At 44.4% G+C, this 22,235-nt stretch carries 20 protein-coding genes; 10 read left to right on the forward strand and 10 right to left on the reverse strand.

Features of this window, described 5'->3' with window-relative positions:
- Positions 1-10: 10 nt before the first annotated feature.
- Both NIAKO_RS31255 and NIAKO_RS31260 read right to left on the reverse strand, forming a co-directional pair.
- Complete coding sequence (locus NIAKO_RS31255) at positions 11-1,105, reverse strand: iron-containing alcohol dehydrogenase family protein (RefSeq protein ID WP_014222483.1); 1,095 nt, start codon at positions 1,103-1,105, stop codon at positions 11-13.
- 186 nt (positions 1,106-1,291) lie between these two features.
- Entirely contained in the window at positions 1,292-2,809 is a 1,518-nt protein-coding gene (locus NIAKO_RS31260) for a glycoside hydrolase family 32 protein (RefSeq protein WP_014222484.1), read from the reverse strand.
- 289 nt (positions 2,810-3,098) lie between these two features.
- Between NIAKO_RS31260 and NIAKO_RS31265 the strand changes: the two genes are divergently transcribed.
- On the forward strand, positions 3,099-3,668 hold the full coding sequence (locus NIAKO_RS31265) for a peroxiredoxin (RefSeq protein ID WP_014222485.1): 570 nt from the start codon (positions 3,099-3,101) through the stop codon (positions 3,666-3,668).
- A 77-nt stretch (positions 3,669-3,745) separates the two neighbouring features.
- Positions 3,746-4,345 carry a carboxymuconolactone decarboxylase family protein gene (locus NIAKO_RS31270; protein WP_014222486.1) on the forward strand — a complete coding sequence of 200 codons (600 nt, stop codon included), beginning with the start codon at positions 3,746-3,748 and terminating at the stop codon, positions 4,343-4,345.
- Positions 4,346-4,497: 152 nt separating this feature from the next.
- Here NIAKO_RS31270 and NIAKO_RS31275 read toward each other — a convergent pair whose 3' ends face one another.
- On the reverse strand, positions 4,498-5,409 hold the full coding sequence (locus NIAKO_RS31275) for an ROK family protein (RefSeq protein ID WP_014222487.1): 912 nt from the start codon (positions 5,407-5,409) through the stop codon (positions 4,498-4,500).
- A 27-nt stretch (positions 5,410-5,436) separates the two neighbouring features.
- Positions 5,437-6,162 (reverse strand): 3-deoxy-manno-octulosonate cytidylyltransferase, encoded by a 726-nt coding sequence (gene kdsB / locus NIAKO_RS31280; protein WP_041347531.1) that lies wholly within the window; start codon positions 6,160-6,162, stop codon positions 5,437-5,439.
- A 129-nt stretch (positions 6,163-6,291) separates the two neighbouring features.
- On the opposite strand from kdsB, the gene NIAKO_RS31285 reads away from it, so the two are divergent.
- The 3 genes from NIAKO_RS31285 to NIAKO_RS31295 all read left to right on the forward strand — a co-directional run bounded on the left by NIAKO_RS31285 (position 6,292) and on the right by NIAKO_RS31295 (position 9,836).
- Entirely contained in the window at positions 6,292-7,740 is a 1,449-nt protein-coding gene (locus tag NIAKO_RS31285) for a circularly permuted type 2 ATP-grasp protein (RefSeq protein ID WP_014222489.1), read from the forward strand.
- Between the two features lie 162 nt (positions 7,741-7,902).
- Positions 7,903-8,838 (forward strand): alpha-E domain-containing protein, encoded by a 936-nt coding sequence (locus NIAKO_RS31290; protein ID WP_014222490.1) that lies wholly within the window; start codon positions 7,903-7,905, stop codon positions 8,836-8,838.
- A gap of 32 nt (positions 8,839-8,870) precedes the next feature.
- On the forward strand, positions 8,871-9,836 hold the full coding sequence (locus NIAKO_RS31295) for a transglutaminase family protein (protein WP_014222491.1): 966 nt from the start codon (positions 8,871-8,873) through the stop codon (positions 9,834-9,836).
- Between the two features lie 100 nt (positions 9,837-9,936).
- Here the strand turns inward: NIAKO_RS31295 and NIAKO_RS31300 are convergent, their stop codons facing one another.
- Together NIAKO_RS31300 and dnaN are read right to left on the reverse strand one after the other, a co-directional pair.
- Positions 9,937-10,755 (reverse strand): sterol desaturase family protein, encoded by an 819-nt coding sequence (locus tag NIAKO_RS31300; RefSeq protein WP_014222492.1) that lies wholly within the window; start codon positions 10,753-10,755, stop codon positions 9,937-9,939.
- A gap of 166 nt (positions 10,756-10,921) precedes the next feature.
- Positions 10,922-12,037 carry a DNA polymerase III subunit beta gene (gene dnaN, locus NIAKO_RS31305; RefSeq protein ID WP_014222493.1) on the reverse strand — a complete coding sequence of 372 codons (1,116 nt, stop codon included), beginning with the start codon at positions 12,035-12,037 and terminating at the stop codon, positions 10,922-10,924.
- A 404-nt stretch (positions 12,038-12,441) separates the two neighbouring features.
- On the opposite strand from dnaN, the gene NIAKO_RS39470 reads away from it, so the two are divergent.
- The 3 genes from NIAKO_RS39470 (at position 12,442) to NIAKO_RS31320 (ending at position 15,469) form a co-directional block, all read left to right on the forward strand.
- Positions 12,442-13,773 carry a type III secretion system chaperone family protein gene (locus tag NIAKO_RS39470; RefSeq protein WP_014222494.1) on the forward strand — a complete coding sequence of 444 codons (1,332 nt, stop codon included), beginning with the start codon at positions 12,442-12,444 and terminating at the stop codon, positions 13,771-13,773.
- Positions 13,774-13,835: 62 nt separating this feature from the next.
- Positions 13,836-14,933, forward strand: a complete 1,098-nt coding sequence (locus NIAKO_RS31315; RefSeq protein ID WP_014222495.1) for a trypsin-like peptidase domain-containing protein — start codon at positions 13,836-13,838, stop codon at positions 14,931-14,933.
- Positions 14,934-14,971: 38 nt separating this feature from the next.
- Positions 14,972-15,469 (forward strand): regulatory protein RecX, encoded by a 498-nt coding sequence (locus tag NIAKO_RS31320; protein ID WP_014222496.1) that lies wholly within the window; start codon positions 14,972-14,974, stop codon positions 15,467-15,469.
- A 20-nt stretch (positions 15,470-15,489) separates the two neighbouring features.
- Here the strand turns inward: NIAKO_RS31320 and NIAKO_RS31325 are convergent, their stop codons facing one another.
- The 3 genes from NIAKO_RS31325 to NIAKO_RS31335 all read right to left on the reverse strand — a co-directional run bounded on the left by NIAKO_RS31325 (position 15,490) and on the right by NIAKO_RS31335 (position 19,953).
- Entirely contained in the window at positions 15,490-16,620 is a 1,131-nt protein-coding gene (locus NIAKO_RS31325; RefSeq protein ID WP_014222497.1) for a sensor histidine kinase, read from the reverse strand.
- Positions 16,621-16,637: 17 nt separating this feature from the next.
- The gene (locus NIAKO_RS31330; RefSeq protein ID WP_014222498.1) at positions 16,638-17,069 is read right to left on the reverse strand and encodes a response regulator; all 432 of its coding nucleotides are present in this window, start codon (positions 17,067-17,069) and stop codon (positions 16,638-16,640) included.
- A gap of 658 nt (positions 17,070-17,727) precedes the next feature.
- Positions 17,728-19,953, reverse strand: coding sequence for an FUSC family protein (locus NIAKO_RS31335; RefSeq protein ID WP_014222499.1), 2,226 nt, complete (start codon positions 19,951-19,953; stop codon positions 17,728-17,730).
- A gap of 696 nt (positions 19,954-20,649) precedes the next feature.
- On the opposite strand from NIAKO_RS31335, the gene NIAKO_RS31340 reads away from it, so the two are divergent.
- Positions 20,650-20,901, forward strand: a complete 252-nt coding sequence (locus NIAKO_RS31340; protein WP_014222503.1) for a hypothetical protein — start codon at positions 20,650-20,652, stop codon at positions 20,899-20,901.
- 138 nt (positions 20,902-21,039) lie between these two features.
- Positions 21,040-21,840, forward strand: coding sequence for a copper resistance protein NlpE N-terminal domain-containing protein (locus NIAKO_RS31345; RefSeq protein ID WP_014222504.1), 801 nt, complete (start codon positions 21,040-21,042; stop codon positions 21,838-21,840).
- Between the two features lie 97 nt (positions 21,841-21,937).
- Here NIAKO_RS31345 and NIAKO_RS31350 read toward each other — a convergent pair whose 3' ends face one another.
- Positions 21,938-22,225, reverse strand: coding sequence for a hypothetical protein (locus NIAKO_RS31350; protein WP_014222505.1), 288 nt, complete (start codon positions 22,223-22,225; stop codon positions 21,938-21,940).
- Between the last annotated feature and the right edge of the window lie 10 nt (positions 22,226-22,235).

The following is a 22,235-nucleotide window of genomic DNA, read 5'->3' on the forward strand; positions in this document are numbered from 1 at the left end:
AAGGCGGTAACTACAACTTTTCGTATAAGGCCCGCAGTTTCTCCCGGGTCATTATTTTTTCCCAGTCTCTACCCAGTGCATTTTCCCACAGGGGTTTCATGCCCAGCGATACGTTAATCATCGTATCGAACTGCTCATCGGTTAAGCCCTTGCAAATACCAACGGGGATATCGATATTATTTTTCTCAACCATTTTTTTAAACTCTGCAACGCCTTCTGGGTAGTAGGGTTCCAAATGGTTCATCACAATACAATTGCCAATACCATGTTTAGTGCCCAGCAGGTAGCTTAAGCCATAGCTTACCGCGTGCGCCACGCCAACCTGTGAATACGCGATGCTCATACCACCGGCATAAGAAGCCATCATCAGTTTATCGTCACTTTCGGTATCCCAATGGTCTTTGGTAACAAAAACTTCCCGGCACAATTCCAGGGCTTTCTCGCCATATGATTTACTGAATTCGTTGAGGTAGGTTCCCTGCAGGCTTTCAATGCAATGGATATAACAATCCATACCGGTATAAAAACGCTGGTTAACCGGTGCATTGGCGGCTAATTCAGGGTCCAGTACTATTTGGTCGAAGGGGGTGAAATCGGAGTTCATGCCCAGTTTGCGGGTTGGCCCGGTTAATACCGTAGTACGGGAAACTTCGGCGCCTGTTCCGCTAAGGGTGGGTATACCGGCTTTGTAAACACCGGCTTGTTTAACCAGGTCCCAGCCCTGATAATCGGCTGAAGAACCGGGATTGTTCATCATTAAAGAAACTGCTTTGGCCAGGTCGAGGGTTGAACCGCCGCCAATACCAATAACGCCACTCACGGTACCGAACTCATCTTTTAATTGTTTGGCCAGTTTATCAACCTGGGTGGTTTTTGGTTCGTAGGTTACGTCTGCAAAGATCACTTTGTCTTTACCACGAAGGGGAATGCGGTTTATTAACGGCTTTCCGTCGCCGGTAGCGGCGCCTTTTTCAAAAAAATGATCTACGAGAAAGATCATGGGCGCATCGCCTTTTCTATGTGGAGCTAAAATTTCATCGAGCTGGTTAAAACTGCCTCGGCCATAAATAACATAGCTGACCATTTTAAAGTTTCTGAACTTCATATGCTTACGCTAAATGATTTTTAACAGATACTGTGATTTAGCCGTGCGAAGGTCGGAATCAATGGGCAATAGACAATAGGCAATTGGCAAATGTTGTCGAATTTTTTACCCTCTTATTCCCTGTCGGGGCTTCTTATTGCCTATTGTCTATTGCCAATTTGCTGTATTTGACACTTTAATCCCTTGTTATTGCCAGATCGACTTAAGAGCCCATACCCTGGTTGATAAAATCTTGGTGGTGCCTTCTTCACTAAAAAATACGATCCCATCCAGGTTGGCAGCGGGGAAAAGCTGGGTGGTAAGCACCGTAGCGCCGTCATTGGCATAAACTTCCAAAATACTTTTATCTAAAAAGGCATGCAGGCTCAGTTTCCCGGCCTGCAAAGGAACCCGGGCCGTAGCGGAGGTAACGGCGGCAAACTGGTTATCGAAATGAATATTACCGGTTTTGGAACGGTCGATACTTAATTGCTGAGTCGCGGCATTGTAACTTATAATAATACCCAGTCCATCGTCTGCTGCCAGCCTGATGCCGCAATTGCCGGCGGTGGCGGGAATAAGCTCTGCATCCAATTCCAATACCTGGCCTTTGGCCGGGAAGACCAACTCACTGCTGGTGCTTTTATTTTTCCATTCAACAACAGCGCCCCGAAGGTTTTTTAACGCTTTAACGGGATGTTGTAATAATGTCCAGGTATTGCCGGTTTTCTTCAACTGCAACGAACGGGGTAGCGACATGGCGCTTCGCCATGGTGAGGTAGGAATGGCCTGCGCATATTTCCAGTTATTGGCCCAGCCTATCAGCACCGGATCCTGGCCGGCCGGCAGGTTGTTATAAGTAATACCGGCGTAAAAGTCGGGGCCGTAATCGGGGCGAAGGATGGTATCGGCCGGGTTTTCATTGTGGAAAACGGTTCCATCAAATTCTCCCACGAAGTATTGCATGGTGAATTGTTGTGAATTCATGAGCACCCATTTGCCTTTGCCGGTGTGTCCATCTACGGGCACCTGCAACAGATCGGGACATTCCCAAATGCCGCTGACATCACCGGCAGGTCCAAAATCGCTCAGGTGCGTCCAGGTTTTCAGATCGGGGGAACCATGAAACTGCACGATGTGTTCATTGGGCAGCACCGTTACCATGATCCATTTTTTACCCCGTTCGTACCAGAATACTTTAGGGTCGCGAAAGTCTTTTTTATGCAGGTCCAGCACCGGGTTGCCGGAATATTTTGTCCAGGTACTGCCATCATCCAGACTATAGGCAATGTGCTGGGTTTGCATATAGTCATCTGGTTTTGATTTATCGGGGATGATGTGTGCCGTATATACGGCTATCAGGGGAATTTGTCCGGGTTTTTGGGCGAAACCGCTGCTGTTGTTTTTATCAACCACACAACTACCGCTGAAGATCATGTTCTTTTCATCTTCTGGAATAGCCAGCGCCAGCGGCTGCCAGTGCAACAGGTCTTTACTTACCGCATGCGCCCAGCTCATATGGCCCCAGGTATTACCCATGGGATTGTATTGATAAAACAAATGGTATTCACCCTTATAATAAACCAGGCCATTAGGGTCGTTCGTCCAGTTATGATGGGGGGAAAAATGATATTGCGGGCGATAGGGTTCTTTATAAGTTGGCCTGCTCTGTGAATAAATACCAACAGGCAGCAGGGCTGTTAAGAATACCAACATGGCTTTCATATGCAATCAGTTTGGGTTTTCTAAATCTACTTATTTTAGCCGAAACCAAACTCATAGACAAAATCTATTGTTTTATAGAATATTCCTATGAATATCTATATCATTTTTTATCATCTTTGCGCGCATCTAACCAGGGCTCCGCCAGTTGGCGGACAACGATTGTTTCCCATCCAAATTTTAAAGCTGAACGCTATATGCGTAACGCCGAACGCCAAATACAATGGTGGCTATCGCGTAATGTATTTGCGTTTTGCGTTGAACGTTTTGCGTAAATAATTAAACCCATAATATGAGTTACAGAATTTTGTCTATTGGAAGTCAGTTTCCGGCATTTAAGAAGAAAGCGGTTGTATCTATCGAGAAAGGAAAAGAATTTATGGAAATCACCAACGATTATGCTGCCGCTAAAGGCAAATGGACAGTGATGTTCTGGTGGCCTAAAGATTTCACGTTTGTATGTCCTACCGAAATCGCTGAATTCAATAAAAAACACAGCGAATTCACTGACAGAGATGCCGTTTTGATCGGCGCTTCAACCGATTCAGAATTTGTGCATGCAGCCTGGAGAAGAGATCACAGCGATCTGCGCGATCTGAAATTCCCCATGCTGGCGGATACTTCTAAATCACTGGCTGAAGAACTGGGAATTTTAGACCAGGAAGAAAAAGTGGCCCTGCGTGCTACTTTCATCATCGACCCACAAGGTATTGTACGCTGGGTAAGTGTGTACGATCTGAATGTTGGCCGTAACGTACAGGAAGTGGTTCGTGTACTGGATGCTTTGCAAACAGACGAACTGTGCCCCTGCAACTGGCAAAAAGGTCAGGAAACCCTGACTGAGCAGCTGAACATGAATTAATTTTCACGCTTAGGGATCAATAGTACAGGGCCGGTTATGCCGGTCCTGTTATTTTTTTAAAAGCAAACTATAATAACATGAGCCAGGGAACTCTGATACAAAACGAGACTTTCAACAATATGTTGAATGATCTGCAAATACCTGACTATACCCCTTCTGCTACCGCTCAGCAATTGATACAGGTAGAATCGAGATATATAAAGGATCTGAAGATCAATGTGAGCAATGTGCTGAACAACACGCAATACCTGAATAAAAAAGAAGCGTTGTTACTGGCCTATGCCGTAGCAGTGAATGAAAAGTTTGATCTGCTGAAAGAGACTTTTTATAAACAGGCGCAGGAAGCGGGTGCTACTGAAGCCGAACTGGCTGAAATTGTTTCGTGCACTTCTTTAATGAATGCGAACAATATTTTCTACCGGTTCCGTCACTATGTGAAGAAGGATTTTTATACCAACACCCCGGCGGGTATAAAAATGAGCATCATGATGAACCCGGTTGTAGGCAAAGAATTTTTTGAACTGGTGAGCCTGGTGGTTTCTTCGATCAATGGTTGTGAAATGTGTATTACTTCTCACGAACATTCCATTTTACAACATGGCGGCACTGAAAGCCGGATCTTTGAAGGCGTGAAACTTGCAGCGGTCATTAAGTCGTTAATAACTGTATTAGCATAAGTCGGCAAACGGCAAACGGCAAACGGCAAACGGCAAACGGCAAACGGCAAACGGCAAACGGCAAACGGCAAACGGCAAAGAATTTCGGGCGGCGCAAGATCGCCTATTAATTTCAAAGCCCGCGAACCCTTTCACGTTTGCCGTTTCACGATTTATGCAACCAATGCCGCAGCACCGAATACACCAGCACTATCGCCCAAACTGGGTTTTAGTATCTGTACATCAACCCGGTTATTGAAAATAAATTTATGCAGTGATTCTACCCCGGCGGTGTAAATGCTGTCGATATTGCCAACCCCGCCACCCACTACAATCACATCGGGATCGAGCAGATTGGTAATTACCGATACCGCTTTTCCAAAGAAATGATTCAACCGGTCGATGGTTTTAATGGCAGCAGGATCATTACCCTGCAGGGCATGATTCAATATATCTTTTAAAGAAAGCATGGAACCGGTGACACTTTTATAATATCGTTGTAACCCGGGGCCTGATAACACGGTTTCCACACAACCGGTTTTTCCACAATAGCAGGGACCGCCGGATTCGTCGAGGAAATTATGGCCCCATTCGCCGGCAATACCATGTTTGCCATTCCACACGTGTCCGTTCACAACAATACCGCCGCCTACACCGGTGCCCATTATTATGCCGAACACCATTTGTGCATCGGGTGCTTTTTCTTTCACCACACCCCAGTGGGTTTCGGCTAAAGCAAAACAGTTGGCGTCGTTGGCCAGCACACAGGGAATTCCCAGTTTTTCTTCCAGGTCTTTTTTGAGGGGTTGTCCGTTCAGGGCCGTGCTATTGCAATTTTTCATGGTTTGCAATATAGGGTCAAGCACGCCCGGCGTACCCAGCCCAATGCGGGCAGGCTGCAGGCCTGATTGCTTTTTCATTGTTTGAACCAGGCTCTCAATCTGGCCAATGATGTGTTCGTATCCCTTGTATCCTTCTGTGTCGATCCGGGTGCGTAAAATGGGTTGCGGATTATCTAACGATGGAACTATGGCACCTTCTATTTTGGTTCCTCCCAGGTCGATACCCCAAAGTGGTTGCGTCATGGTGTTGGTTGTTTATTTCGGCAATCGTTATAAAAGCTTAGCTGCTCTTTCCAGGTCCTCGGGCGTGTCAATTTCAACACCCATATATTCTGTTACTACCATTTTTAATGGTACGCCGTTTTCGAGGTAACGGAGGCATTCAATTTTTTCAGCAGCTTCCAATGGGGTCATGGGCCAGGTGGTAAAGCTCATGAGGGCATCTTTGCGGAAAGCGTATACCCCAATATGTTCATAATAGATGGGCTTCGCTTCGTTATTGCGCGGATAGGGAATTATGCTTCTGCTAAAGAAAAGCGAGTTCATATGTTTATCAACCGCTACTTTCACATAATTGGGATCGGCAATAAACTGCGGTTCTTTCAACACCTGCATCAGGGATGCTACCTGCACGTTCTCTCCTGCGGCGCCTTCAAAAACCTGCAATAATTTCTGTAACGGTTCTTTTTTTACAAAAGGTTCATCGCCCTGCACATTTACTACGATATCAGTTTCAATATCGGCCACCGCTTCGGCAATGCGGTCGCTGCCACTTTCATGTTGCTGACGGCTCATACATGCTCTGCCGCCGTTTGAAATAATTTCATTATAAATAATATCACTATCTGTTACCACCCATACTTCATCAAATAAACCTGTGGCCACGGTATTATCATAGGTATGCCGAATAACAGTTTTGGTTCCCAGCAGCTGCATCAATTTGGCAGGAAACCGGGTTGCCGCATAGCGGGCCGGGATCATTGCAATTTTTTTCATCGGGATAAAGATAAGAAAAGCCGACTTGAATGCGGGATAAACGCAGTCATTTCATTATATTTGGATAGAACGCATTTTTCCCACCAGCGATTTGCCTGCCAGCATTTAACGACACCAAAACTAATCTGTATGCAAGCTACCGAATTGCTAAGAACGTACTATGTCGATACCAATACCTGGGATGAAATGTACAGGGATTCCTCTGTACGGGAACAGTACCAGCGGGTGGTGGCCTTTATGCAGCAGCTCGACCAGGATGAGCTAAACAAAAAAGAAGAACTGGCCAAAAGACTGTTCATGAGCCAGGGAATTACGTTCACCGTTTACAACAGCGGTGAAGGCATTGAAAAGATCTTTCCATTCGACATTATTCCCCGTATTATTACCGCCTCAGAATGGGACCACATTGAAAAGGGCATCAAACAACGGCTAAAAGCGCTAAACTTTTTTTTAAAAGATGTTTACCACAAACAGTTTATCTTAAAAGATGGGGTAGTACCCATTGACATGGTATATAGCTGCCCGCATTATTTGCGTGACATGTATAACCTGCCGGTGCCTTACGATCTGTATGTGCATATAGCAGGTATTGATCTTATTCGTAATAACGACGGCTCGTTTTATATTCTGGAAGATAACCTTCGAACGCCTAGCGGGGTAAGTTATATGCTGGAGAACCGGGAGATCACCAAACGCCTTTTCCCCGATCTGTTGCCACAGAACAACGTGCGAAGTGTTATGGAATATCCTAATATTTTACATAAGAACCTGGTATCACTATCGCCCCGGCAAATAGCCAATCCCACCATTGTATTATTAACGCCCGGTATTTATAATTCAGCCTATTTTGAACACACCACGCTGGCCCGGTTAATGGGGGTTGAACTGGTAGAAGGCCGAGATCTGGTGGTGGATAACCACCGCGTATACATGAAAACCACTTTTGGCCTGCAGCAGGTGGATGTTATTTACCGGCGGGTTGATGATGAGTTTCTTGACCCGCTGACCTTTAATCCAAACAGCGTACTGGGTATATCAGGAATAATGAGCGCCTACCGGAAAGGAAATGTAGCCATTGTAAATGCAGTTGGTAATGGCGTGGCCGATGACAAGGCTATTTATTGTTATGTGCCCGATATGATCCGCTATTACCTGAACGAAGAACCCATATTAAAAAATGTACCCACTTACCGGTTAGATGATCCCGAACACCGGGAACACGTTTTCAACAACCTCGCCAGCATGGTGGTAAAGAAAACCAATGGCAGCGGTGGTTATGGGATGTTAATGGGCAATACCGCCAGTGAAGAAGAAATAGTGGAATACTGTGCGGCTGTTAAAAAAGATCCACGCCAGTTTATTGCGCAGCCAATTATCAGTTTATCCTCAGCGCCCTGTTATATGCAGGGAAAATTGCAACCCCGCCGGGTTGACCTTAGGCCCTATGCCCTGTGCGGACCCGATGGTATTGAGATTGTTCCGGGTGGTTTAACCCGCGTGGCACTGCGTGAAGGGTCGCTGGTGGTTAATTCGTCGCAGGGAGGAGGTAGTAAGGATACGTGGGTGTTAGCAGGTTAATTAGCAAATTAGAAAATGTGAAAATGGAATACACCACTGCGCGGCGTGCTTCGTCGCGGCCGGAAAACGGGTAACCGGCACCCTGTAACCTGCAACTTGTAACCTGAAACAGCTAAACAGGATCACAAATCATACACTTCAAATTATAAACAGGTTTTTTAGATGCTAAGTAGAGTCGCCGATAGTTTATACTGGATGAGCCGCTATATGGAGCGCAGCGATGGTATTTTGCGAATGCTGAAGGTTAACTATATGTATTCGCAGGACAGCGTTCATGAATTTTCGTGGAAGCCTGTTTTGCGCCTGTTCACCTATTTGGAAGAAGCAGAAGCCAAAAAGCTGGAAACAAACCCACGCGGTATTTTGCAGTTCATAGTAGCCGACAAAAGCAATCCAAACGCCATTGTAAATATTGTAACCCGTGCACGTGAAAATGCCCGTAGCGTGCAGGATCACATTACTAAAGAACTGTGGCAATGTTTGAATGATTATTATCATACCACCAAGGAAGACTGGCTGCCTAACTGGCTGCAGAAAGATGATCCTATTACCATCCTGGATGTGTTGATAAAACAGGGATTGTTATATTATGGAACGGCCGATATAACCATGTCGCGGGGCGAAGGCTATTCCTTTATGAACATTGGCAAATTTCTGGAACGCGCTATTTTATCGGTAGACCTGCTCAATGTGCGTTTCCTGAATAACCGGTTTGATGAAGACACTGCAGCCGATGCCCCTTACTGGAAGTACCTGTTATTATCCATAGCAGGGTATGAACTCTACCTCAAAACATACAGGTCGGGTTTTGATGGCCGCAATGTGGTGGAACAGGTAGTGCTGAACAATCATTTTCCCCGTTCTGTTATCTACTCCATAACCCGGTTGCAACGGTACTTCGACCGCCTGAAGCAGGAAGGCCAGGTAAATAATTACCAGCAGCTCGATTTTATGATCGGCAAACTGCTTAGCAAGGTGCGGTATTCAACGGCAGATACCATTATCAGCCAGGATCTTCACCAGTATTTGAGCGACATTAAAATTGACCTGTACGCCATTGCCAATGCCCTGAACCAGTGTTGTTTTGCGTATACTTAAAACCAGTATCCAATTTCGTATTTTTGCCAACCATGCCACAATTCAAAATTCATCACGTTACCAGGTATACGTACGAGGTTCCGGTTCGCGAGAGTGCCAACCAGATCATTTTGTTCCCTGTAAAAGATGAGTACCAGACAGTACTAAAACAGGATCTTTTCATTACCGGTGAGCCGGTGGTGGATATTTATAAAGATTATTATGGCAACGAAGTGGGCTCTTTTACATTTGCCGATGCCCATACCGAGCTGAAAATCGATTCAAAAATTGAAGTGGTTACCAAAGCAAGACCATTGCCTGTAGATTCAACCCCAAAAGAAGAACAATGGGATAGTTTACAGGCAGTAAAATACCAGGTGCCATTTATTGATTTTCTGAAACAGGAATCCTGTGAGGCGGTGGATGAAATAAAGCGCGATACCCATGTGGGCCAATACCTGCAGGTTACCCCGTTGACAGCCGCTCAAAAACTGAATGAATATGTTTTCCGGCAATTTCAATATATAAAAGGAGTTACCAGTGTTGAAACTACTCCCGATGAGATCTGGAAACTAAAAGCCGGTGTTTGCCAGGATTTTGCCCATATTTTATTGGTTATGCTCCGCATGACCGGCATTCCTGCCCGCTATGTAAGCGGCTATGTTTGTCCAAACCGCAATGGAATGCGGGGCGAAGGCGCCACTCATGCCTGGGTAGAGTCCTATATTCCCAATTATGGCTGGCTGGGTTTGGACCCTACCAATAATTGCTTTGTAAACGACCTGCATGTTCGCCTGGCCGTAGGCCGAAACTTCAGCGATTGTTCCCCCGTAAAAGGAACTTATAAAGGCACCAGCAATCATAATCTCGAAGTAGGTGTATCGGTAAGTTATGAAGACGGCCATATCAACGATGACCAGGGTACTATTTTAACTGTTCAACCCAGTACAAATGGGGAGCAGAAGGGAGATGAGAACTCTTATAGACGCTATATGGAAATGATTCAGCAGCAACAATGACGGTTTATAGTTTGAGGTTTGTGGTTGCCTGAAATTCGAGCTGTACGACTAATATAAACATGCTGCATTAGAAGAACTACAAACCATAAACTACAAACATCTAGTAATCAGTCTTGATATTTTTATTGAACGGAAGCTTCAACTGATAAGATAAACTCTCATCCGGCTTACCCTCCAACACATCCAACCCATATTGCAATTGATTGGGATCAGTGTAGGCAAAGGTGCCAAAGAGGCGGTCCCACAAAGAAAAGATGTTGGCGTAATTGGTATCGGTGAACGGGCGTTTGTAATGGTGATGCACCTTGTGCATATTGGGCGAAACGAAGATCCAGCTGATAGGTTTATCCAGCCAGAGCGGCACCCTGATATTGGCGTGATTGAAGTGCGTGAAAATAGCCGACACACTCCGGTACAGGAAATACATACCAATAGAAAGCCCCATTGCATATACGCCTATAATGGTAAAACATTCCCGCCAGATCCATTCACCGGGGTGGTGCCGGGTACCGGTGGTAACATCAACCTTGGTATCGCTGTGGTGGATCATATGAAACTTCCACATGAATTTTATTTTGTGCATCAGGAAATGCGGGGCATACTGCGCAAAGAAATCCATAAACAGCAAACCGATAATTATATTAGCCCATAATGGCAGGTTGAACAAATACAGTAAGCCAAAATGATGGCTGGTAACCCATCTGCAGGCCAGAATGGTGATGGAGCCTAAGAGAATATTCAGAATAACCGTGGTGGTAAGGAAAACCAGGTTTACACCGGCATGTTTGTACCGTTTCCAGGAGAATTTAAACAGGGGGTAATAGCCTTCAATCAGCCAGAAGAAGATCATTCCGCCCAGCAAAATGGCCATTCGTTGCCAGGAGGCAATATTCTCCCAAAAGTTCATAAAAGCTTCCATGGAGCAAATCGTTTACCCATAATTTACGAATAAAATTCCGGTTCGCCCAGTTTACGGGTTGGATGCATCAGATATAAAATTTTGCAATAGCAACAATTAAAATAAAAAATGCCGACGTTATTGCCGGCATTTTGTTTATGAAAAACAAGATATATAAAAATAGCGATCAGGTGTTCAGCATTAATGGCATTACCAGCATCATCAGTTCTTCATTTTCATCCTGCTCGCCGGGGCGGATGATACCAGCTTTGGTAGAAGTAGATAATTCAACTGTTACTTCATCAGTATCGGTAGCGCTGAGCATTTCGATCAGGAATTTGGCATTGAATGCAATTTGCAGATCTTCTCCATTGTACTGACATTTCATGCGCTCATTACCCTCAAAGGAGAAATCGATATCCTGCGCTGTCAGCTGCAACTGGCTGCCGCTGATGCTTAATACGACCTGGTTGGTGCTTTTATTACTGAAAATACCCACGCGGCGTAAAGCGCCCTGGAAATCGGTGCGGTTTACAGTGAGTTTATATGGATTATCTGTAGGAATTACTACTTTATAATCAGGGAAACGGGCATCGATGAGGCGGCAGCTTAACTGTGTGGTGCCATGAATAACAAACAGGTGATTGCTGTTATAGCTAACAGTGAGCTCATCATCATTCACCGGCATGGCGCCTTTCAACAGCGTAAGCGGTTTTTTAGGCACGATGAGCGAATCAGTTTTAGGACAGCTAACATCGGTGCGTTTGTAACGAACCAGGCGGTGTGCATCGGTAGCTACAAACTGCAAACCTTCTTTATTCATTTCAAAGAAAACCCCTGTCATAGCCGGGCGCAGATCATCGTTACTAACAGCGAACAATGTTTTGTTGATGGCAGTAACCAGGGCCGCCGAGGCAATGGTGAAAGAATTGGTGTCATCAGCCACAGGATCCTTGGGGAAGTTATCGGGATTTTCACCCATCACTTTATACTTACCATTATCGCTGGTTATTTCAACCGCGTAATTTTTGTCGATATTAAAAGTGAGCGGTTGCTCTGGAATGTTCTTTAAAGAATCCATCAGTATTTTAGCCGGGATACAAACGCGGCCGGTGTCTTTGGCTTCCACCTCCAGCTGAATTTTCATTACCGTTTCCAGATCGGTTGCCACCACCGACAGTTGATTTTTTTGTACATCAAACAAAAAATCTTCCAGGATCGGCAGTACAGTATTGGCATTTATCACCCCGCTAATCTGTTGTAATTGTTTCAATAAAGCCGAAGATGAAACGATAAACTTCATATAACTGATTAAGATTTGAGCAAATATAGGGTTATGACTGAATAATTTACCCGGTTTTTTTAAAACACGAAATCCACAAATATGCTATCTTGCCTGCAGCTGTGTATTCCAAACCGTAGTAACGATCAACCAGCCGTTACCCCGTTTTACCACAAAACGGGCCATTCAAAACAGTATCCGGCAGGCTTGGTTAGGTGGCTTTCCCACATAAAATTAGAAGCGGGTTTTCGTTATTGTTCGGCAAAGGCTGAACACGTATTTTAGCGTTACCCATTGAGCATTAAGCCTTAAGCGGGTATTGGGTATTTTTCAAAACCAATGACAAAAAATTAAATAAACAGCAATTTTATTAGTCATATACTGTTTATATAATATTCTGATATTTAAAAACAATATAACCTTATATGTTTGACAAATTATTCGGTCGTGGTAAAAAGAGCCCGGAGCAGGCGCTTCAGGCAGTTCAACCCGATATTCCTTTTGGCCGCTATTCCGATAATAACAAATCGGTTGAAAAAGTGCGCCGCTGGACCGATGCCGACAATCTTTTCAAACAGCAATCCTATTACGACAGCATCGCGGCATTTTTTGACTACCTCGCTGATGATAAATTAGGTAATGTTATCCTGAACCGGAATAACGAGAGTGGCACCTTTCAGGTGTACCAGGGCTCCAAGATCGTTCGGGGCGAATTTGACAAGGATAGCCTGAAAGCTGAAATTACCCTGGCGAAAATGCCCCAGGCCAGCGTACCGGTTATGCGCCGCCTGCTGGAGATGAATTTCAACCTCTATTACAGCCGGTATGCCCTGGATAATGACCGACTGTGCATGCGGTTCGACAGCGATATAAGAGCCGCCAATCCCAATAAATTGTACTACGGGTTAAAAGAGCTGGCCATAAAAGCCGATAAACTGGATGACCTGCTGGTGCAGGAATTTGCCGCCCTGCAAACGGTAGATACTGAACACATCATTGGTATTCCCGAATCGGAAAAAGAGGTGAAATACAATTTCATGCTCACCTGGATCAGGGAAACGCTCGACTATGCCGCCACCCTGGACGCCGATAAGTTTTCGGGTGGAATTGCCTACCTGTTATTGTCACTGGCCTTCCGCATAGATTTTTGTATTTGTCCCGATGGAAAACTGTTGAACGAGCTGGAAAAGATCGTGGAGATTTATTATCGCAAGGATGAAAAAGGCACTATCGATCGCAACCAGGGCATGATAGAAGGTTATAAGAAACTGCTCACAAAAACAAAAGAAGAGGTATACCCGTACCTGTTCCGGTCAAAACATACATTCGCTATTGTGATGCCGCAACACCACCAAACCGTTGTAGACGCCATTAATGCGGCGGCGAATAATGTAGTGTGGTACCGCGATAACAATTACCCGCTTATTGCCAATAATGTAATGGAGTACGCGCTTACCTTCAGCCAGTATTCTTACAGTTTGCCCAAACCGCTTACCGAACTGGTATTGCTGTTTATGCAGATCAACTACCGTGCGTATTTTGAAGCGCTTGGATTTTCCGTTCCCTATTATGATGCACAGGCCAATCAGTTTGACCAGGAGCTCATAAACGGACGGATTCAGCAGATCGTTTCTGCCTGGCAGACGAAGTACCCCAAGCTGAATTTTAAAACGGAAAGCCTGCAGTTACAAACCCTGCTAACGTTTAACAGCAGCTTTAGTACTGAGCTCACTACGTTAAATTTCGACGCAAACTAATTACATAAACCAACAGGTACCACCCCGGTGGTGACTGCCTGCTGGTGCAAAATATTTAATCAATGGTTCAGGATATAATTGGCCAGTTTCAGACCGCCATCATACAAATAGCCACCCAATCAGGTACCGGTACCGGGTTTTATGTAAAGGAATTCGATTTAATTGTAACCAACGATCACGTGGTGCATGACAATCCCGAGGTTACCATTGCCGGTAAAAACTTTGAGAAAACCCTGTCGCGCGTATGGTATACCGATCGTAAACACGACCTGGCTTTCTTACAGGGCCCCGCCAATGTGGAAATCCCTGAAATTCGCCTGGGCCAGTACGATGGCCTGAAAGACGGCGATGAAGTGGTAGCCATTGGCCACCCCTTTGGTTTTAATTATTCCGCTACACAGGGGGTTATTTCAAAAGTCGACCGTGTGCGCGATGGTTTAAAATTCATCCAGATCGATGCGGCCATCAACCCCGGTAACAGCGGCGGACCATTGGTAAATACCAATGGAGAGGTGATTGGCGTGAATTCGTTCAAAATACAGGGCGGCGATAATATGGGTTTTGCCTTACCGGTTAATTACCTGCGCCAGGCGCTGCAATTATATGCGCCGCACAAAGGGGTGACCAGCACGCGTTGCCACAGCTGCGACTACCTGGTATTGCCAGAAAACATAGATTCTGAAAAGTATTGTCCTGCATGCGGTACCGAGGTAAAACTGCCACAAATGCCCGAACAGGAAGTGGTGCCAACCGGTGTGGCCAAAACCATTGAAGATATTTTAAAAGAACTTGGTAAAGACATCAAGCTTGCCCGCGAAGGTGTAAATCGCTGGGAAGTGCGTGAAGGAAGCGCCAAGATAAAGATCACCTACAATGCCGAAAACTACTTTGTAGTGGGTGATGCATACCTGTGCCAGATGCCGACAGACGCCCTGAAAATAAAACCGCTGTACCAGTTTCTGCTGCAGGAAAACTACCGCACCAACAGCCTGGTATTAAGCTGCCAGAACCAGAACATTGTGTTATCGTGCATTATGTACGACCTGGACATTACTCAGGATGGCGGCGTAAAAACGTTTGATAACCTGTTTAAAAAGGCTGATTATTACGACGACCTGCTGAAGAATGATTTTGGTTGTGTGGATAGAATAGAGGAGTAATCAATTGGCAATAAGCAATTGACAATAGGCAAGAAAAGATGTTACAAAGGAAACAACAGTATAGCAAGGAGCAGGCGTTGCAAAAGTTACGGCATTATTGCGCTTACCAGGAACGCTGCCATGCCGAGGTGAAAGAAAAACTGTATTCTTTCGGATTACGCAAACAAATGGTGGAAGAATCAATTGCTCAGTTGATCGAAGAAGATTACCTGAACGAGGAACGTTTTGCCATTCAGTTTGCCGGGGGCAAATTCCGCATGAAACAATGGGGCAGGGTAAAAATAGAACATGCCCTTAAGCAGAAACAGGTGAGCACCTATTGCATAAACAAGGCTATGAAGGAGCTGGATGCGGAAGACTATGTGAAAACCCTGCACAAACTGGCAAAGCAAAAATGGGACACTGTAAAAGGGGAAGGCGTGAACGGGTTTGTGAAAATGGCTAAGACTACTGATTATTTATTGCAGAAGGGCTTTGAGCCGGAATTGGTGAGGGAGGCGATCGGAAGGCTCAGGGAAATTAAAAATGAGGAATGAGGAACAACTCAACTCACCACTCACAATTTCCACTTATCCGTATTCCTCTTCTTAACCGTAAAGTAAAAGGTAGCACCCACGCCTGGCGTAGCTTCCACCCATATTTTTCCATTGTGCAGTTCAGTTATCTTTTTACAATGAGCCAGTCCTATACCGGTGCCTTCATATTCGTTTTTTGTATGCAGGCGTTGAAAGATAACAAATATGCGTTCCCGGTATTTTTCATCAATTCCAATGCCGTTATCTGTTACACTAAATTGCCAGCTGTCTTCATGCGGCGTTACAGTAATATTAATTACCGGCGGTTCACCCGGTTTCCTGAATTTTAGCGAATTGCTCAACAGGTTTTGAAAAAGCTGTTTCATTTCGGTAGAATAACCTGAAATAAGTGGCAGCGGGTCGATATTTATTACAGCCTTACTTTCCAGGATGGCCATTGCCAGGTCGCTCAATACTTCCTGCACCACCTGGTTACAGTCAACCGGTTCAAGTATATGTTCCCGGCCAAGCCGTGAATAATCGAGCAGGTCCTGCACCAGCCGTCGCATCCGGTCAGAGGCATCGGTGATGTAGTTAATATATTTAATTACATTTTCGTTGGTCTCGCTTTTATAATGCCGCTTCAGCAATTCAACAAAACCCGATACGGTCCGCAGAGGTTCCTGCAAATCATGGGAGGCCACATAGGCAAACTGTTCCAGCTCTATGTTTTTTCGTTTAAGATCCTGGGCATATTCCTTTTGCCGGTCTTCCGCTTCCTTTCGTTCGGTAATATCACGAATAAAAGCACAAAAGAAATCATGCTCCTTCAATCGCATTGGTATGATGGTTAGCTCAATGGGAAACTCGTGACCATTGTGGTGCAGGGCAGAAATTTCAAAAACTTTATTTAGAACCGTTGCCTGGCTGGTGTTTATATACCTATTTAAACCCGCTTCATGTAATGCCCGGTAATGTTCGGGAATAATGGTTTCAGACAAGCGGCGGCCCATTACCTCGGCTTCAGTAAAGCCAAACGTTTTTTCCGCTTGTGGGTTCCAGATGATAATATACCCATCGGTATCAATACACACAATGGCATCGAGCGCCGAATTCATGATCAGCCGGGTGGTTTCCTCACTTGACCAGATATTTTCTTTGATTTCCTTCATAGAAAACAATCGCGGGATTAGCATACATCCGGACAAAACCGGGACAGTATTTTTTTTATTACTTCGGGTTCCAGGGGTTTATTTTCAAATCCTGAGATCTCAATATTCTTTTGCGCAGCCACTTCATCGTCGGGGATTAGCGAGGTAGTAAGCATTACCATTACTATGTTGGCCTTTTGGTAAGGCGGTAATTTTTCATAATGTTGCAGAAACTCCCAGCCATCCATACCCGGCATGTTAACATCCAAAAAGATCAGGTCAGGCCGGGGATGCATCTTACCATTGTTTTCAAAGGTGCCTGTACCGGTTAAATACTCCAGGGCTTCCACGCCGCTGGTAACCACTTCAACATGATGGGCGCATCCCATTTCCTGAACAATCAATTTGTTCAGGAAATTAGTGGGCTCATCATCATCGATGAATAAAATGCACATCAGCTTTTGTTTCATGATGCCCTTGTTTAATTATCAGATCATGTACAAGCCACTAAATGAAAGCCTAACCAGCCTGGTGTATCATTACAATATCATGATATGGTGCGCGGGAAAATTTGATTTCATAAGGTTGGGACGCTGTAGGAAGAACGTTTCGCGTAAAGGAAAATAAATAAAAGCAACCTTTAGGGTATAAGTAAAAATAAGCATATTTCAGGGAAAGCATAAAAAAACCTCCCGATATTATCGGGAGGATAATTAATTAATTAAAGGGATCCTTGGTAAACGTTCTGGTCTTTCAGGATTGGATAGATTTTTAACGGACATTGGACGGTACGGTTTTTCACCTATTGGATTCTGATAGCTTTCAAAGGTTACTTACTGGTATTTTTCAGGAAATTAGATCGCGTTAACTGTTAACACCACAAAGATGCTGCGCCTCCAGACTATTTCAAACTATTTGCCTGTTTAATTGGACCGGCTTTGTATTAAACTTATTTTGATTTAGTGGCATACCCTTAGACTACTTATTTTACTTACACGCACCTGGTCTGATAGGGGTATGAGTTCATCTCGTTCTGTATACACAAATTGCTATTTTTTCTGCTGTTGGGCATTGCTTATTTGTATGTAAGGCATTTAAAGAAGTCAGTAAAAATGAAGGAATAGGTGCTCAACCGGCAGCGGCCAGTTGCAAGCTTGCCTTTTTTATATCGGCTGTAACATCATGAATGATCCTGAATTCATCGGTAACCGATTTCACCTCCAGTAACAATTTACGAGTTTCGGTATCAGTTAAACCCTGATGCAATTCTTTATGTCGGCTCATCATTAAGTTGGTTACCCTTTTATCTATCATTTGCCATTGCGGCGCCCGGGCCGATTCGGCCGGTGTTGTTTCTCCCCTAAGAATGGCGGAAGAAGCGCATAATTCTGCCTCGATATAATTGGTTACCGGAACAAAATCCTTGGTAACATTGGCTACCGCAAATTGTTGCCCGAAGTGTGATAAAGTGGCAATATGCGAGGTAAGCAGGTGGTTATACACCACAAACTGGTGAATGATGTTGATATTTTTCTGTTGCCACTTGGGGTCGCCCAGCATGCGCGTAAAGGCATCGGATAAATTGCCCAGCGCCACAAATGCTTCTTTACGGCTGATGCGGTATTCAATAGGTGTTACCTGTTTACCCATAAAATTGTTAATAGCCGTTTTAAACCAGGCTGTGTTCTTTTCAATAGCCGTGGCAATAAGGCTCGAGATCTGCGAACGCTCCCAAAGCGGAACGATCAACAGATTGGCAATAAAAGCAATTACAGATCCAATAGTGGTATCTATCAGGCGATCGGTCAATACATTTTTTAATGGAATGTCGTACAACAATTGAAAGATCAGCAAGACATAGGGCGTCATAAAAATAACCGCGAACATATAGTTGGTGCGCAGCAGGCTGTACGTGCCCAGCATCAATACCAGCATGATCCCAAATAAAACAGTCCGGTCCTTTATAAAATACAGGATCACCAAACCTATGGTGGCCCCGGCTATTGTTCCGAATAGCCTTTCAAAATTCCGTTTTTTGGTAAGGCTGTATTGCGGTTTTAAGATCACAATTATGGTGAGTAAGATCCAGTAACTGTGCCCCACATGCAGGAACAAGGAAGCAATATAGCCGGCCAGGGTAGCCAGGCTTACCCGTAGCGCATGCCTGAAATAGTTCGATTGCATGCTGAGGTTATCAATAAGTGTTTTGAAGCTGAAGTTCTGCCGGTTTATAAACTTCTCATACTCATCGGGCGTATTGACTTTGCCAACTTTCTGTTGATAGGTTGTATATAAATGCAGGGTATGCATGCGGTCGGCAATGTCTTCGATATTGCTCAGAATATTCCGCATGGTAATATAATATTCCAGCGTTTCAGGCGTACGCTTTGTGTTCCGCAGCTCAATGTAGTACCGGCGCGTTTCTTTAATAGCATCGGCCAGGGCAGTAGTTTCGCGCGAGCGGCGGCCGCTTTTTACGGCAATGCTGATATCATCGAGTTCGGCGGCCAGTTGCATAATCAGCTGGCGGTAGCGGGTCATCAGTTCGGTTCCATCAAAAGCTGCATGCAGGTCTTTATAGTCATCGTGGTACGAGGTCATGATCTGCTCAAACAGATCGACGAGGGTTCTGAAAAGCATCAACAGGGTACGTCCTGTATTGGTTGTTTCTTTTACAATGTCACGGCTTTTATAAAATAGCTCCCTTACCAATTCCTGTTCGGTATGAACGATCGCCTGCTGTTCTATCATCTGTCGATAGATCTTATCGAAATCGGCGTTGGTATCGTAAAACTGAGCGCGAATACGAATATAATTGGCAGTAGCGGCCATGCATTCGCCCAATGCCTGCTGACCCAGCCGGTAGGGGGCAAATTTGTGAAGCAATAAACTTAAACCGGTATACCATAAGCCGCCCAGCAGAATATAAGCCGCCTGAATTATCACCTCCCGTCCATGCCCCGGGTGCGACATTTGTAAAACCATGATGAGCAAAGCATTAACCCCAATGGCGATGGCGCGGGCGCCATACACCCCAATCATGGAGAGCACAAAACAAAAACCTGTGATGAGAATGCCCAATAGAACAGGGTAGGCGGCTGCAAGACTGGTTAATGAAGCAACAATGATCAAAAACAACAAGCAAATCAGCATACCATTACGCCGGTGGTGAATAGGACCAGGATTATCGGTACCACTTACACACATGGCGCCCAGCGATACGGCCACCCCTTGCGACAGCATATCGAAATAGCTAAAAATAAGTGCGGGCAAAACAACCCCTGCCGTAATACGTACGCCGGAGCTAAGATAATAACTGTACAAAAAGCTCTTATACTTCTTCAGATAGTCCATGAATTATTAAAGTACGTATTTTTTAATGTGTGTACACCAAATATTTAAAAATAACGATTGGCTAACATGCTTATTATAAAACTGGTAGAGAAACCCTTACCAATTACCCAGTTGATTTTTGATAAAAATGTTGCCTGCTATGGCCAATTTAATATCCCATTGGTGTTTTTTTAATTGTAAAGTTGTAACTTTAAAAAGCTGTATGACTTTTGCCATCTATTATACAGATGGTACTCTCCTGAAATTTATTGATATACTTATACCTGCTATAATTTTTAAAGCTATCGATCTTCCGTGCTCCCATTAAATGCGTCCAGGGCAAAGTGTGACCCATAACTACCCACCTTATTCATTCGGATCCACCCTGATTTGTATAACATATGCCACGTTTTAGTATATGTGGAAAAAAATGGCTGCACATTTAGGTTACATAGATAGTGTATGGCCACTGGCATTATAATTTTAGCCATTTATAATAACGATTGCTTAACGTTTTTAGTAAGTGCAATTTCGTGGTTATGTCACTGTTGAACCACCCGTCTTAGTAAAGCAACTCATATAGACTCAAAAGCAATAGCAACTTTCCCCCGAACGTTCTGAACCAATTAGATAAGGCTACATGTTGTGATAATGAAGCAGGCCCCAATACTATGAAAATTAAAAATCAATATTTGCTCACGTTAAAAATTTAGAACTATGGAGCTGGAAGAACCTGTTTTAAAAATTTTACGCAAGAAGTACCAACCATCTTCTTTTATTGAAACGCATTGCAATCACTACGATCTGGCCTTTAAAACTGATAAGGAAGGCGATGCCATTGTATTGGTCCTTGGCCGTAAGGACAATACGGGGTGTATAAAGGGAGAACGCTTTACACGCCGGCTCCGGCAGATGACAGATGGCAGGATTGTCAAAGAATTTTGGGAACACAAAGGCAAAGCAAGCTAAGCAGGATGGGTCCTTATTTACCGAAGGGCAAATTACAAAGATCCGTACCCTTTTTCTTTGTTTTAATAAACACGGCCCATTCTTTGCAGGAACAACCTTCACTTTCCGTTAAATCATCCCTTTGGAAAATAAATAACAATGAGATCCTGTTTTGGCCTGTTTATGCTGGTTATTATAGCCTGCAATGATCCTGTACCAGTACCCGTACCATCTGCCGCGGATACTACTACCACAATCGATACATTATTTTCCTTACGCAACGTTGACCCTGATGATACCGATACACCCACCACTTTTGTTCCCGGTTATTATACCGGTACCATACCTTGTAACGACTGCAGCAATATCACCAGGAAAGTTTTATTATTAACTGACCATACATTTCACCTGAAAGATGAGTATAATGGAAGGGATCTGCCGCCCCGGGAATCGGAAGGCCGGTGGCTAACCACCAGCGATCAATTGCAGTTGTTAGTGAATAATGCGCTTATCAAACGTTTTGCTGTTACCAATAAAGGCCTGAAAGAAGTGAGTTTGACAGGGGCGCCCGTAGCACTTTATTCAAATACGTATCTGAGCCGTACAATATTAGGAGCTGATAATATTGCCTGGATGGAGAAAAAAGCTGCGGGGATAGATTTTTTTGCCCTGGGTAATGAACCGTTCTGGCTAATGGAAATTGATAAAGAGAAACAGATCAGTTTTTTGCAGGTAGATAGCACGCAGCCTGTGGTATTTCCCTATGTAGCCGCCACTCAGCAAAACGGACAGTACATCTATAATACAGAAACCAGCACCGCCGGTATGCAAATAATTATAACGCCCATGTTTTGCAGCGATGGCATGAGTGATAACTGGTATGAGTATAAGGTGGAGGCGAAGTATAACGGCGTTACTTACGTGGGATGTGGGGTGAAACTAAACGGGTTGCCGGATTGAGTGAAGTGTTGTTTTCGTAGCAGTAGTTACAGGTTACAAGTTTCAGGGCACCGGTTACTTGTTTTCCCTGTAACCTGAAACTTGTAACTGATTCTATTTAAATATTAGGCTCTTCGTTTTCTGTATTCTCCAATTCGGGCAAATGCGCCACATCTCTAAGAATCGCCCGTTCATCGTCAATAGTCAATTCGCCGCCACGCAAAGAGCGGTAATAGGCCTGACCGGCTGCAATAGCTGCTTCCCGGTCGTCGCCGCCCAGCGCCGTTTCATATTTATCTTTTAGCATTTTAAGGGCATCAGTTTTATTCAGGTAACTTACTGAAATAAAAATGATGACAAGAAAGCCAAATGCAAGGAATAATATTTTCTCAGTCAGGCTCATCATACTGCCGCGT

Origin of the sequence: Niastella koreensis GR20-10, assembly GCF_000246855.1 — a bacterium.
Taxonomy (GTDB): Bacteria; Bacteroidota; Bacteroidia; order Chitinophagales; family Chitinophagaceae; genus Niastella; species Niastella koreensis.